We start from the raw sequence: 13,012 nt of genomic DNA on the forward strand, positions 1-13,012 counted from the left end.
TAAGATTACATCCAGTTTTTTTGAAGGCATGCCCTAAGATTAACCTTTGTTCGGTGAATAATTACCCAAAAATTAGCCGAGGTGACACTTAACGCGCTGCATATCTCTGAAGTTTCTTCTTCATCCATATGTTTCATTGTAAATATTGCAAGCCACAATTGGGGCAGCTTTTTCATGCAGTTCTGCAAAATCTCCATAAACTCCTTGCTAATGAGGGCGTCGGGTTCTTCAATACCCATTTCTTGTGGCCAATGCTCAACTCTCCAATTTCCCTCCTCAGGGTAAAAGAATTCATCTTCCTCTTCACCATTTTTCACCTTTTTCATTTCTTGATCAAGTCCCCTTGCCTTCTTTCGGTACACATCAATCACCTTGTATTTAAGGATAGCTGTGAGCCAGGTTTTTTCTGAACAGTTGCCTTCAAACTTGTCTAAACGCTCCAGGGCGGCCAGAAAGGTTTCCTGAACCAGGTCTTTGGCAACTTCTTCATCGTTTAGCCTGGAAACTGCATAGGTAAACAGGTAATCTGCATATCTTACTACCCATGAATGTGGATCAATTAACTCAGCGTTAATCATCTGCTCTTTTATATTTTTCATTTGTGAATTTTGGGTCAAAAGCAAAGATGCGGCACAATATCGTCAATGTGCCACATCTCCTTTAAGATTATATTTAGCAGTAAACAGGTTCTTTTTCAATAATCGGATCCCACTGCAAAATTTGCACGCCATCACCATTAGTGCGCTGCAATCTGTACCGTCAAATTTATTGTATACTCACTTTTATAAAATCCTGAATATCGGGTAAAGTTGTAAACGGATTTGGATTAGGCACGGCAGTAATTAGCTTACTTTCGGCCAATGGCGTTCCGGCAAGGTTAAACTGTGTTATACCCGCACCAGGGAATTGATCAAGGGCAGTTCCGTTATTATAAAGTGCCATATTAGCTGATGCATCTCCTTTTTTGAATGGATCAATCCCTTCAGCACCACTTGCAAAAAACCAATCATTCGAGAACCCATACATAGTGGCTATTGCAATGCGATCGCCCTTGGTAACGGATAATTCCTGCGATACCTTGCTGCCTGCTTGACCATTGATTTTTGGAAGCAATACGGTTGTTCCGGAAGCCGCAAGCACATACACTGATTTTATACCACTTTTACCCTTTAAAAATGCAGCTAAAATACTGGCATCTCCCTTTTGGGCGAGATCTTTAAGTCCCTGATTACGGTCATTCTCTCCGACTTTATAAAGCGGGTTATCAATTCCGTTGTAAACTACGACCAAGATCGGTGAAAGTGGTGTGAATATCCCGGTAATGCTTTTCAAATAAGTAGATAATGCGCCATTATCCCCAGCTTCGGCAATTGAGGTCAGGCCATTTGCTGTGGGTTTATCTTTAGCAAATAAGGGCGCTGCATTCAGCAGATTTCCACCCACGATGTAAGATACCGACCAAACACCAGGACTTAATGGTGTTTCATTTGCTGTTCCGCCGGAAGTATTTTCGAGCGTTAAGGTAAAAACAGAGTTACCGTTATACTTTAAGGTAGCCTTAACCAATTTAGCTGCAGAAAGATAAGGATTACCCTGAGCGTCGGTTGCAATAACTTCACTAACATTCTTATTTTCAGCAACACCGGGGTGCGAAACTGAAGCTCCAGGCTTTTGATTTATCCGTGTACCGTTATCCCATAATTTCACTTGTGTGGATACATCTCCTTCAATTGGTATTCCATCACCGGTGTACACCTGGATACCCGGATTTTCAGGCGCAAAAAACAGATCGTTCGAAGCGCCATACATTGTTGCAAACGATATGGCCTCGCCCTTTGCTGCAGAGAATTGAATTGTGGTCGATTGCCCGGGTAGGATGAGCGGTGTTACCGGACCTTGAAAAACACCAGATTCTACAAGTGGCTTAGCGTTAAGTACATTTTCAATTGAAACGGCCGTTTTTTCTGCTGCTGAGTCTGGTAAGCCAACATTATCTTTTTTACATGCTACAAAGGTTGATGCCAGCACCGCTAGCGCGAATAAGGTTGTAATTTTTGTGCTATTCATAATTGTTTTTTCCCCCTTTGTCGAATCCTGTTTCAATTCCTTACAAAAAAGTTAAAGTAAATTTTGGGCTGATGATTTTTAGGCGTATAAAATGATTTAATTTATCTGTAAGGATTCTTGATCTGATCCGACCAAACAGGAAAAAACATGATGAAGAATTTAGATTTAAAAAAATCAGGATACACGCTAGGCGTGATTTCCGTAATTATTGTACTTTTTTGGATTGGATTATTAAAATTCACTCCCCCTGAAGCAATGGCGATAAAAGGTTATGTATCTCACAGCTTTTTGATGAATTGGTTATATAGCATCACTTCTGTTCAAGGCGTATCAAATATCATTGGCATTTATGAAATTGTAACCGCCATACTATTGGTTGGATCATTCTGGAGCAGTAAAGTGGGAGAAATTGCAGGATATTTAACCGTTATTATTTTCCTGACGACATTGAGCTTTTTGATCACAACTCCCGGGGTCTGGAAATTCAGCGATGGAATTATAGTAACAGACTTCTTTGTGATCAAAGATATTGCATTTTTAGCAATTGCGTTGCAAGTAATAGGAAACAGTAAAAACACTAAAAAATCGACTGAACAATAAAATCTAATGGTAACTGCTATTTAGACATTTTTAATTTGATCTTATTTTTTTACAAATGTGCCGATAACAATCGAAACCACTATTCGAGTCTTATCTACCTCCCGCTTATGTTTACTAAATTTCATTTTTTACCATTTGGTAAATGAAGTACACCCGGTAAATTCTATATTTCGCCCATGAAAGCGCTAATTGATCTCATTCTGCAATTTGGGGATCTGAATAAACAGCAGATCGACCTGATTTTGAGCAAGACTAAAATTCTTGAACTCAAAAAGGACGAGTATTTTTCAGAAGCCGGTAAAGTGCCCAGGTATGTCGGGTTTGTTTTGGAGGGCGTATTCCGTTTTTGTTATTACAACAACAAAAGCGAAGAGATCACCAATTATTTTATCGACGAGGGTAACTTTGTGGTGGATAACCAGAAGTTTGAATTACAGTTAGAGGCTTCAGAATATGTACAGGCGGTTACCGACTGTAAGGTACTTACATTCACAAAAAAAGACTGGGATGATCTTTCTAACACCATCATTGGTTTTGAAATGATCAAAGCCAATGTGGTTAAGAAATGTTTGATGTTGGCGATGGAACGGAGAAGTCCATTGGTTTCGGAAGATGCCACCACCCGATATCTGTCATTTATTGAAAACTTTCCCGCCCTTATTAACCGTATACCGTTATCCTATGTAGCATCTTACCTAGGCATCACCCAGCAATCACTAAGCAGGATACGAAGAAATATCCGCTAAATTCACTTTTTACCAAATGGTAAATGTTTTTATCTTTCTGTTGCCAACATTTGCTTTATTCATTAAACAAAAAGAAGATGAGCAAAAAAATCGTATTGATAACAGGAACAAACAGTGGTTTTGGCTGGCTTACTGCCCACAGCGTTGCCGCCTTGGGGCATCAGGTTTACGCGACCATGAGAGATACAAAGGGTAAGAATGCAGAAAAAGCAAAAGCCCTATCGGCGGTAGAAAATGTGACCGTTTTAGATATTACCATTACCGATGATGAAAGCGTTAAGCAAGCAGTCGACAGCTTAATTGCTAAAGAAGGAAGAATAGATGTGCTGGTTAATAATGCCGGTTTTTCGATGAACGGTGTAGCGGAAAGTTTTACTACGGCTGATGTGCAGGCCGTGTTCGAGGTAAATGTTTTCGCGCCCTGGAGATTAATCAAGCAGGTATTACCGGCAATGCGTAAACAGGGAGAAGGGCTGATCATTAATGTAACCAGCGGATTTGGAAGGTTTTCTTTCCCATTCGCTTCGGTATATAGCGCTTCCAAATTCGGCCTGGAAGGATTGAGCGAGGGCCTTCATTACGAAGTCAGGCCTTTAGGTGTGGATGTAGCCATCGTTGAGCCAGGCGCCTTCCCTACTGAAATGTCGCAAAAAACAAATCCAGCCTCAGATGCATCGGTTTATGAGGGTTACAGTGCTATTGCTGATGTTCCTGGCAAAATGATGGACGCCATCGGCGGACTGATCCAAGCCCACAATCCTAATCCGCAGGATGTGGCAGATGCCATTGTTAAACTGATCGGTTTAGAAAAAGGCAAAAGACCATTACGTACTGTTGTGGATCCAATTACGGGAGAATTTGTTGAAGCCACAAACCAGGCTATAGCGGAGCAATACGGGAAAGGCTTAACGCTATTTGGAATGGAAGAATTATTAGCTTAAGCAGTAGGTACCAAACATTGTTTTTGAGGTGTCGCCTTAAAGTTGGATAAAAACTTTAAGGCGACATTTCATTTTCTGGATACATCCGCTTTTTTATTTTAGCCTATTGCAAGCTAATTAAAGATCTGCCCTTCACGATAGTCATGGTCTATACGTTCCAGTTTACCGGCATTAAAGTGCAGTTTCACCGTTGAAGATCCGGTCACGCTTGCGCTCACAAAATCGGAAAATGCAAACTGCCAGTCATTGTAATTAACAAGGTCGGGATCAAAGGGCTTATTTAAAGGTTTATCCGAGAGTACAAATCCGTAAGTAGCATAGGCTGGCAACTGACGGATCTTTGCCAACTTTGCGGCCAAGCCTGAAACAGGATCATCGGTTTTGATCGCGGTATCATCAGCGGCACTCTCGGGCCATTTGGTCACATTAACGGTAAGTCCACCACCTGTGGCAATTTGCTGCACCTTATCGCCTGTAAAAAGCAGCACTACACGATCCAAGGTTCCGGTGTCGTTGTAAATGGTAAGTGCATAATAATATGGAAGAAGCTGCTCGAGACTTGCAGGAGAGCTATAAGGCTTGTGGCCAACTATTGCCACATTCTGAAAGTCAAGCGTCGGCCCGGCATTCTTGAGCTGGGCAAATACTTCGGCATGGGAACTTCCGATTTTAATTCCCCATTTTTCTCCTGTGGTAATGGTCTCTGAATAATCCCCCTGTTTATCTTTTTTGCAGCTGCTGATGAAGAACAAGAGCAGCACTATTGGAAGTAATTTTTTCATTAGTGGTTTAGGTATTAATTTTATAGGTAAACGCAGATCCCCTCCCTGCCGCTACACCTTTTGGTAAAAATAAAAATTTCAGCTCTGATTTTCCAATCTTATTTGCCTGCGAATTATGGCACAATAATAGCTCCGCTAACAGATATGAAAAATACCTACTTTATTTTTGCTATATCAATCATTCTTCTTACCAGTTCATGTTATACTTCCAGAACTGCCGGAAACAGTGGGAAAGTTCCTCCCGGACAAGCAAAAAAAGGCACCGGCTCTAAATCAGCCAAACCCTCTGCTCCCGGTCAGAGAAAGAAGTATTAAACTGGGAAAATAACGTTTACTGATCTCAAGAGCTTGAGCATTAAAATGAATAAGAGATTAACCTTGGTAGAAAAGTTTTGCACGCCGGGATAAAGACAGATTAATTGTAAATTTGATCATCGGTGTCCAGAGGGATTACCTGCCAACTTAAAACCGAAAACAAATGAAGGATATTGCCAAAAATATGGCTCTGAATCTGCCAGATGAGACCCTATCGCCCCATCCGCCGGAAACCGCAAAAGAAGTTCTGCTGGACGAATCAACAGCTCAAGAAGCCGATGAACCATAAGAAAGTTGCCTGTAGATGATACCAACGGCAGTGGCCGTAAAGGTGGTTAATTTTAATATCGTGAAACCTTCTACGTCCATCCTGAAAATATAAAATTCTTTAGGGACAATTCTTATCTTCAATGCCTATGCTACCTCCCTTTTTCTGGCCCGAAGGAATCCGACTCATCGACTTTTTTAAGTATGCCGTCACGCATTTCATCCAGAAACCTGGTCTTGCTCATCCCTTTGCGCTGTTTGATTTCGACAAAGCGTCTGTGATACCTGTTTAAATTGATCTGAAAAACATGCTGGAAAACCTCCGCAATTTCCGAGAGTCCGATTTTCCCGTTATTGATCTGCCCGGTGCTGTAGAGGCCGTAAAGGACTTCAATCAGATTGAGACTATCTCCAGTCCATCGTAGTCTGCTACTATCCACATTGCGCTGTTTGTCTACAGAACCGGCGTATTGCTGCTTGATAAGGAGTCCAGTCAAATGTTTCTGAAGCATTTCGCAAGCTTTAAACCTTGAAAAAAGATATTCATGTCCTGTACCGAATGAGGGATCTATCCTGGGTATTGAGCTAAGGCGGATATCCTTGGAACAGCCTCCACGAAGGAAAAACAAATGGTCGAGTTCATCAGTACCTAACCTGTAATACTGGTACTGAAATTCATAGGATCTAAAAAAACAGTTGATGTAGCGCATCTGTTCACGGTAATGATCCTTTATTTTTCCTTCCCTGGCTATGGGTTTTGTGCTCTCGATATTGAGTAGTTCGGAATAAAAGATGAGCCAGCGGTAGAACCTGGGTTTTTCAGACTTAAAAAACCAGATTTCTTCATCTTCATTGGCAAAGGCATAACGGTCAACCAGTTCTTTTAATTCATCAAGATATTTTTGAACGGTCAGTATCGACCTTTTTAGAACCTCCAGTTTAGTGTCTTTTTCTTCTTCAAGCTTTTCCAAAGTCTCTTTCATTCTCCCGTATAGTTTTTCACATAGTTTCTTCATCATCATATAATGGGTAAATGTTCAACCTAACAACTCATATTGTGCGGATATACTTATACTCATAAATAGCTGTCCATCAAAAATTTATGACTTTCCAGCCCGTTCCACTGTAAGTTTTTCAGTAATCTAAAAATAACAGCCACACAATACAGTAATTACTTAAAGCTAAGGCAATGGAAAAAAAAAAGAAAGCACTAGCGAATGTCTGACCTAGTTTGAAAGTTTATGAAAGCATTTGAGAAAATTCTGCAATTACCAAAATTTCTTTTATATCTCATTTCAAAGAAAAAAAAGATTTCTTTTGCTGTTCTTTAATACCAGGGTAAAAACCGCCTATTCAAACCTATCAATCCGAATAAAAATATTGTCAGAAGGCTCTCTAATATTAATTTCAAGGTAGGCATAAGCCCCATATTCCTCTGTTAACCTTTCCCTGATCCATTCCAGATCCTCTGTAAATTTTTCAGAGCTGCTTATTATTTTAAAATTGGAAAAAGAGATGAACAGACTTTCATTATCAAGGATCAAATCGAGACTCACCGGCCTTCCAGACCTCCCGGTCTTCATTATCCCTACCATAATGGGCATCAATATCCCTGCCGGTATTAATCTATTCATTAACTCTTTTGGGATGTTGATCAAGAGATCATGATTGTCCTTCCCCATCAATCGATTAATTTCAATGCGGGTTTTTAATTGATGAATTTCATCTGATAGCACTGAACTTGCAAAACGGTCAGAAAACTTTAAAGGATATCTCATAAGCTCACTAAGGCCCTCAATTATCCGGGCAGCAACCGCATTTTTTTTCGACAGTCTTGTAAAAAGGTAACTTAATGTTGAAAATACAAAATGCACATCTGGGTGCCTTTCAATGATATCATTGCGAAGCTGAAATTCTTTATTAATTTCCTTAGGCGGATTAATCATGGCATTGAACTGTTTTTCCATAAAACTGTACCGTTCCTCGCGTTCCTTATAATATCTAACTTGATAATAACTTCCAAAAGCTAAAAAGGCAAAAGATAGGAACCTAAACAGATATCCTGCTATTATCTTCTTAGAAACCAGGCTTTCCAAGATATTGACTGTAGTATGGTACCCAAAAATAACATCCAACAAAAATTTTGCTGCCACATAAATAATCAACACCATGATTATAACAGGAAAACGGTAGGGTATCAGCCTCCTTTGGTTAAGAGCAAAGGGAAAGGCCCAGTTAGCTAACAGGTAGAAAAAGGCAATATTTAAAAGGTAATGTAACAGTGCACCAAAAAATGGTATCGGCTTACCTGTGAAATATACACCAAGTGTATAATCTAAAATCGCATACAGGCACCAAAAAATTATATGGAACCGGTAATTAGACAGTTTTTGCAATTTATTCATATGGGGTATTTTTAAGTTAACATGGCTAATGCTGCCACTGACAGAGAAACCTTTTTCACGTCATCTTCCCTGACTAGGTTGGAAGAAAAAAGATGAAAAAGAACAACACAAAACTAACTGCAAGAACAGTTTTTGTATTTAGAAGAACAAAAGTGAGGGACGAAAAAAGAACAACTGAAACTACAGTATCATCAACCGATCCCACAGTGACTACCTCTTCGGTAACCTCACACGTAATTTAGCTCTTGCGCGGACCGGTCCTCTATTATATCCGGTCCGCGGAATGGCTTCCAAGTTTTTCAGTAATATACTCCATCAAAGTTTCCCGGTAACCCACGCCAATTGGCACTTCGTGACCATTATCCAGCGTAATGCGGTTTCCCTCAACTCCCTTAATCCTTGTCAGATTGATAATTGAGCTTCTGTTAACCCTCATAAAGCGTTTGTCGTCTAGGAGAAATTCCTCTAGATGGTTGAGACTTGATCCAAAAACATGCTCCTCTTCAAAGAGTGTCACTTTCATATAATTAAGTCCCTTAAGTGGTTCGATACTGCGTACCTCATTACGCGCGACCCTCACTGTTTTACTTTTATTTTCGACCCTGAAATATAAACCGTCATCGATCCTTTTCGAATCTGAGGCCTGGGTAACTGAATTATTTATCTCTCTGAGGTTGTTGATGGCAGTGAGAAAATTAAACGGAGTGATTGGCTTAACCAAAAAATTATCAGCATTAACCGAATAACCCTTAAGTGCGTAGTCTGCATGAGCAGTAGTAAAAACAAGAAAAGTAATCCTGTCACGGATCTGCTCCGCGAGTGTAATGCCATTTATTACAGGCATATCAATATCCAAAAAAAGCAGGTCGATATCCCTTCTGCTGGAAATGGAGGCCAGCGCCCGTAAAGGGTCTGTATAGGTTGCGACCAGAGATAGATGGGGGTGATCAATGATCAGCTTTTTGAGTGGTTTGATATCATTTTGCTCGTCGTCAACGACGGCACATCTGAGTTTGTTTTCCATAGCGATTCCTTTTAAAAAAGCATAATTTAAACATTTCAGGAATAAACTAAAAATCAGCTTTACTAAAAACCAACATATCATCGGCACAAAACACTGGAAAATCGTGGGTTAACATGGACTTTATCCGGATTCACAATTACAAACTGCCTATTGACATAAATTCTGACGTTCTTTCAAAAAAAGATCGAAATTCAACATAAATGGGATCTCATTCACTACCAGATATTTTATCAGGGTGCCGTCCATCATCAGTGCCGGATTTAAAATCGGGAAGTTGATAATACCATTTTCCGGATATACGCCTGGAAGGAAGAACCTTCTTTTTCCTCAGTCTGTAAACTGAGCTATCGCTGATATTAAGCCGCATCTTGATATCTGCATTGTCAAGCCACTCTTCCACTTTTTTGACAGAAGGTGGTTCTTTGGACTGAATGGTAGAAAGGATTTTCTCAAGTAGCTGTGCGAGATTTTCCATTTTTGAAAAAAGATCTGAGTACATAATGACAAAAGCTTGGTTAAACATAAATGGAGAGCTGAAGCAAGTTAGAACAGAAAAGGTGAACTAAAAATTTGATTAACTATTAAAATCTATACCTATGAAATTTGATTTTTTCAACGAATACATCTGCCATCATCTCTCCATGGAAGAAGAACTGGGATCGGCATTACGCTCAAGGATGAGCGAAGTTGAATTTAAAAAAGGCAGCCAGATTTTATTTCCCGGAGAGGTGTGCAAACATATTTATTTCATCAATGAAGGGTTCTTCAGAAGCTACAGGTACTTAGAGGGAATTGAGGAAACCGTCGGTTTTTCCGGGACGGGGCAACTTCTGACCTCGGTTAAAAGTTTTGTGCTGCAAACCAAAGGAGAAGAGGGAATTATATGTGAAAAATCAGCTTCGCTATTGCGCATCAGCTATTATGACTGGCTCGCACTGGAGGATCTCTCTTCTGATTTTTTAATGCTGAGCAATAAAATTCTTCGCGAATCACTGCTGAAGTATGACATGGAAAGGGCATTGTTCCGTAAGGCCACTACCGTTGAAAAATATCTTTTTCTATGCAGTGAGTTCCCCGGGATTACAAATCTGATCAGTCAAAAGCATATTGCCTCCTATCTTGGGGTTTCCGCTCCCACAATGAGCGGAATTCTAAAGGAGCTTCTTTATAAACCGAAGAAAACTCACTAAAATTTATTTGGTTTCCGAATGCCTGCTTTCCCCCATGTCTTCCAAATTTGTATGGACAATGGAAAAAAGATGTCAATTATAGCTCACCGTGAGAAACTGCAGCGGATGCTCTTTATGGTCCGCCACAACAGATTAAAAACTGCTAAACAGGCAGCGGCACAATTGAGCTGCAGTGAACGCACCATTAAAAACTATCTCTCAAAACTCAGGGACTCCGGACACGAGATCAGATATGATAGGTCGCTTGGCAGATATACCATTAAAGAAAACTTTTGAAAGATTATCGGCTCAACAACTGAACGGTTTTCAGAAAAATAAACAGGCAGAAAATATATCGGAACATGGAAACAATTAACAGGTTATCAGAAAATAGAACGGCGAAACGCACTAAGGAATTTAAACCGTTAATGACAGATCTGTTGTCATCGGTACTAATCCTGCTATTTCTCTATACTACCTTCAGCAAATTAGCTGACTTTAAAGGATATGCAAATGAAATGATGGCCAAACCATTTGCCGGATGGTTGAAGGTACTGCTGATCTGGTCCCTTCCTCCTATCGAAACCGCAATTTCCGTCCTGCTTTTTTTCAGCAGAACCAGACGGACGGGGTTTTTAATCTCTTCCCTTATCCTGATCATTTTCAGTATATATATCGGCCTTGTTTTACTGGGTTATTTTGAAAAGACTCCATGCAGCTGTGGAGGGGTATTAAAGTCAATGGGTTTCAAGGCCCACCTTTGGTTTAATATCATCTTTATATCCCTTTCATCGTTCGGGTTTTATTTATCTAAAGCGGGAGGTCGGGGCGAGAAATAGATAAAACTATACGCTTTGCTGGCTTAAAGTAAGCCGGAAAAACAGGATTACCACCTCACCGTAAATAAAAACCATTATTTCAAATTAAATTTTAACATTATGAAAAAGTACATTTTGGGCACAAGTGCCATTGTTTTAGCTATTTTAGGAAGTGCGTTTACTACCCTTTCAACTAAGTCAGCTAACGAGATCAATAACTCCAGAGCCGTACAGACTTGGTTTTATACAGGAAATACCCTGACAGATGTCAATACTGCCTCGTTATATTCTGCAACACCGCCTGTAACGGGATGTCCTGAGCTCGACCCTGAACTTCCATGTGAAATCCGTTTTGAGGCAGATGATTATTCTACCCCTGGCCATACACCGTTGGAGAACTATTTGATGGCAACACCTGCAGCAGATGTAAGGGATGATGCAATCGAAAAAAAACCGATTCAATAACCCTAATAACCCTTAGGTTAAAGGATAAGCGCAGCTGCGCTTACCCTTTAATTTTATCTGGGATTTTGCTGGATTCCGGACAGGGTAATAATATCTTCAGGAATAGCCAGTGCATATCTGGGATCGTTAGGAGGTAATGTATAGGTTATTCCATTTAGTTGCCTAGACTGAACAATTCCAGCTCCTTCCCTATTCAGCCTTTTAATATCAATCCACCGAAGTCCCCTCATCACCAATTCTTTTCTTCGCTCTTTGAGTACAATGTCCAAGGCTTCTTTAATAGAACTAGCCGTGTAAGGTACGTACGGTTTCGATTTGTTCCATCTTTTGGAGAGCAATGTATTGACATCGTTCATCGCATCTTGCAACCTTCCCGCCCTCGCAGCGCACTCCGCCCTGGTCAGATATATTTCGTTCGTTGCCAGACCTGAAAAAAGTACTGCGCTCCCCTCATAACTTCCCTTAAACGCATAAGTCCCATTGTTGTTGTCCTTATAGAAAACAACCTTTCGAAGATCATCTGCAGCATATGAGTTATACAAATCCAGGTCTATAAAAGACCGGGTTGGATTGATCGGGCCAGCGGTGGTCATATAACTTTCAAAAATTACCTCTGTATTAAGTTTTGGAACGGGGTAAGCAGCGCTTGGATTGAGGGTATTGAAATCCAAAATCTGATTAGAGAGCTGAAGACATGAATCCGCATATTTTCCTGCAGAAACATAGTCTCTCATGCTCAGGTAAGTCCTGGCCAAAAGGCCGTAAGCGGCAGGCCTTGACGGGCGGAGCGGGCTCACCTGACTAACAGGCAACAACAGCACTGCGGCCTTAAGATCTTTCAAGATCTGATCATAGGTTTGCTGGAGGGAGGAACGCACTGAGAGCTCATTAAAATCAGAATTTAATCTCAAGGGAATGCCAAGATCTGCAGCAGCACTGTTTGAATCAAAAGACATGGACCAGACCGACGCAATCTGCAGGAAAAACTTGGCACGGAATGCCAGTGCCTGCCCCATGACATTATTCCATTCAAATCCTGATTGGTCCGCTTTAATTTTATTGAGCCCATCGATTGCGGTATTGGCAATATAAACAGATTTATATGCATTTGACCAGTCATTTGAACCCAGAGGGTAAACATCTTTGGCAGACCAGACATACATATTTCGAAAGTTTTCGGTTGCAAGCGCCGCCCATTGGGCATCGGATAGATAATAATCACTGGCACTTATCTCGCCGCCCGATATATCTGAGGTATTCATCGATGGATAGTAATCCAGTATGGCCTGAAGATTAACCACTTTGGAAGGCGTTGCATAAGATTTCACAGGCTTTTCATCCAGGAATTTTTCGCAGCTGCTCAGCCATACCAATGACACAAGCTGGATTATCAATTTAAAATTTTTCATTTCC

General features: G+C 40.6%; 17 protein-coding genes. 9 read left to right on the top strand and 8 right to left on the bottom strand.

Annotated features, from left to right (window positions below; all coding sequences use genetic code 11):
• Window positions 1-5: 5 nt before the first annotated feature.
• Together R2S57_RS22010 and R2S57_RS22015 are read right to left on the bottom strand one after the other, a co-directional pair.
• Entirely contained in the window at window positions 6-599 is a 594-nt protein-coding gene (locus tag R2S57_RS22010) for a sigma-70 family RNA polymerase sigma factor (protein WP_316847097.1), read from the bottom strand.
• Between the two features lie 166 nt (window positions 600-765).
• A complete protein-coding gene (locus tag R2S57_RS22015; RefSeq protein WP_316847098.1) occupies window positions 766-2,067 on the bottom strand; it encodes a spondin domain-containing protein in 1,302 nt (433 codons plus the stop codon).
• A 147-nt stretch (window positions 2,068-2,214) separates the two neighbouring features.
• On the opposite strand from R2S57_RS22015, the gene R2S57_RS22020 reads away from it, so the two are divergent.
• The 3 genes from R2S57_RS22020 to R2S57_RS22030 all read left to right on the top strand — a co-directional run bounded on the left by R2S57_RS22020 (window position 2,215) and on the right by R2S57_RS22030 (window position 4,354).
• Window positions 2,215-2,667, top strand: coding sequence for a DUF417 family protein (locus tag R2S57_RS22020; protein ID WP_316847099.1), 453 nt, complete (start codon window positions 2,215-2,217; stop codon window positions 2,665-2,667).
• Between the two features lie 176 nt (window positions 2,668-2,843).
• Window positions 2,844-3,413 (top strand): Crp/Fnr family transcriptional regulator, encoded by a 570-nt coding sequence (locus tag R2S57_RS22025; RefSeq protein WP_316847100.1) that lies wholly within the window; start codon window positions 2,844-2,846, stop codon window positions 3,411-3,413.
• Between the two features lie 77 nt (window positions 3,414-3,490).
• Window positions 3,491-4,354: an SDR family oxidoreductase gene (locus tag R2S57_RS22030; protein ID WP_316847101.1), complete on the top strand. Its 864-nt coding sequence runs from the start codon at window positions 3,491-3,493 to the stop codon at window positions 4,352-4,354.
• A 113-nt stretch (window positions 4,355-4,467) separates the two neighbouring features.
• Here R2S57_RS22030 and R2S57_RS22035 read toward each other — a convergent pair whose 3' ends face one another.
• The gene (locus R2S57_RS22035) at window positions 4,468-5,136 is read right to left on the bottom strand and encodes a hypothetical protein (RefSeq protein ID WP_316847102.1); all 669 of its coding nucleotides are present in this window, start codon (window positions 5,134-5,136) and stop codon (window positions 4,468-4,470) included.
• Window positions 5,137-5,614: 478 nt separating this feature from the next.
• Here R2S57_RS22035 and R2S57_RS22040 point away from each other — a divergent pair, with 478 nt between their 5' ends.
• Window positions 5,615-5,740 carry a hypothetical protein gene (locus R2S57_RS22040; RefSeq protein ID WP_316847103.1) on the top strand — a complete coding sequence of 42 codons (126 nt, stop codon included), beginning with the start codon at window positions 5,615-5,617 and terminating at the stop codon, window positions 5,738-5,740.
• Window positions 5,741-5,870: 130 nt separating this feature from the next.
• Here R2S57_RS22040 and R2S57_RS22045 read toward each other — a convergent pair whose 3' ends face one another.
• Window positions 5,871-6,701 (bottom strand): RteC domain-containing protein, encoded by an 831-nt coding sequence (locus R2S57_RS22045; RefSeq protein WP_316847104.1) that lies wholly within the window; start codon window positions 6,699-6,701, stop codon window positions 5,871-5,873.
• A 366-nt stretch (window positions 6,702-7,067) separates the two neighbouring features.
• On the bottom strand, window positions 7,068-8,123 hold the full coding sequence (locus tag R2S57_RS22050) for a hypothetical protein (RefSeq protein WP_316847105.1): 1,056 nt from the start codon (window positions 8,121-8,123) through the stop codon (window positions 7,068-7,070).
• 92 nt (window positions 8,124-8,215) lie between these two features.
• Here R2S57_RS22050 and R2S57_RS22055 point away from each other — a divergent pair, with 92 nt between their 5' ends.
• Window positions 8,216-8,365 carry a hypothetical protein gene (locus tag R2S57_RS22055; RefSeq protein ID WP_316847106.1) on the top strand — a complete coding sequence of 50 codons (150 nt, stop codon included), beginning with the start codon at window positions 8,216-8,218 and terminating at the stop codon, window positions 8,363-8,365.
• 23 nt (window positions 8,366-8,388) lie between these two features.
• On the opposite strand, the gene R2S57_RS22060 is transcribed toward R2S57_RS22055, so the two are convergent.
• Window positions 8,389-9,147 (bottom strand): LytTR family DNA-binding domain-containing protein, encoded by a 759-nt coding sequence (locus R2S57_RS22060; protein WP_316847107.1) that lies wholly within the window; start codon window positions 9,145-9,147, stop codon window positions 8,389-8,391.
• A gap of 208 nt (window positions 9,148-9,355) precedes the next feature.
• The gene (locus tag R2S57_RS22065; RefSeq protein WP_316847108.1) at window positions 9,356-9,622 is read right to left on the bottom strand and encodes a helix-turn-helix domain-containing protein; all 267 of its coding nucleotides are present in this window, start codon (window positions 9,620-9,622) and stop codon (window positions 9,356-9,358) included.
• A 121-nt stretch (window positions 9,623-9,743) separates the two neighbouring features.
• On the opposite strand from R2S57_RS22065, the gene R2S57_RS22070 reads away from it, so the two are divergent.
• The 4 genes from R2S57_RS22070 (at window position 9,744) to R2S57_RS22085 (ending at window position 11,599) form a co-directional block, all read left to right on the top strand.
• Window positions 9,744-10,337, top strand: coding sequence for a Crp/Fnr family transcriptional regulator (locus tag R2S57_RS22070; protein WP_316847109.1), 594 nt, complete (start codon window positions 9,744-9,746; stop codon window positions 10,335-10,337).
• Between the two features lie 69 nt (window positions 10,338-10,406).
• Window positions 10,407-10,613 (top strand): HTH domain-containing protein, encoded by a 207-nt coding sequence (locus R2S57_RS22075; RefSeq protein WP_316847110.1) that lies wholly within the window; start codon window positions 10,407-10,409, stop codon window positions 10,611-10,613.
• 131 nt (window positions 10,614-10,744) lie between these two features.
• The gene (locus tag R2S57_RS30590) at window positions 10,745-11,155 is read left to right on the top strand and encodes a MauE/DoxX family redox-associated membrane protein (protein WP_410479101.1); all 411 of its coding nucleotides are present in this window, start codon (window positions 10,745-10,747) and stop codon (window positions 11,153-11,155) included.
• A gap of 99 nt (window positions 11,156-11,254) precedes the next feature.
• On the top strand, window positions 11,255-11,599 hold the full coding sequence (locus R2S57_RS22085; RefSeq protein ID WP_316847112.1) for a hypothetical protein: 345 nt from the start codon (window positions 11,255-11,257) through the stop codon (window positions 11,597-11,599).
• A 53-nt stretch (window positions 11,600-11,652) separates the two neighbouring features.
• On the opposite strand, the gene R2S57_RS22090 is transcribed toward R2S57_RS22085, so the two are convergent.
• Window positions 11,653-13,008: a RagB/SusD family nutrient uptake outer membrane protein gene (locus R2S57_RS22090; RefSeq protein WP_316847113.1), complete on the bottom strand. Its 1,356-nt coding sequence runs from the start codon at window positions 13,006-13,008 to the stop codon at window positions 11,653-11,655.
• Window positions 13,009-13,012 lie beyond the last annotated feature (4 nt).

The sequence above is a fragment of the Pedobacter psychrodurus genome, assembly GCF_032678585.1.
GTDB classification, from domain to species: domain Bacteria; phylum Bacteroidota; class Bacteroidia; order Sphingobacteriales; family Sphingobacteriaceae; genus Pedobacter; species Pedobacter psychrodurus_A.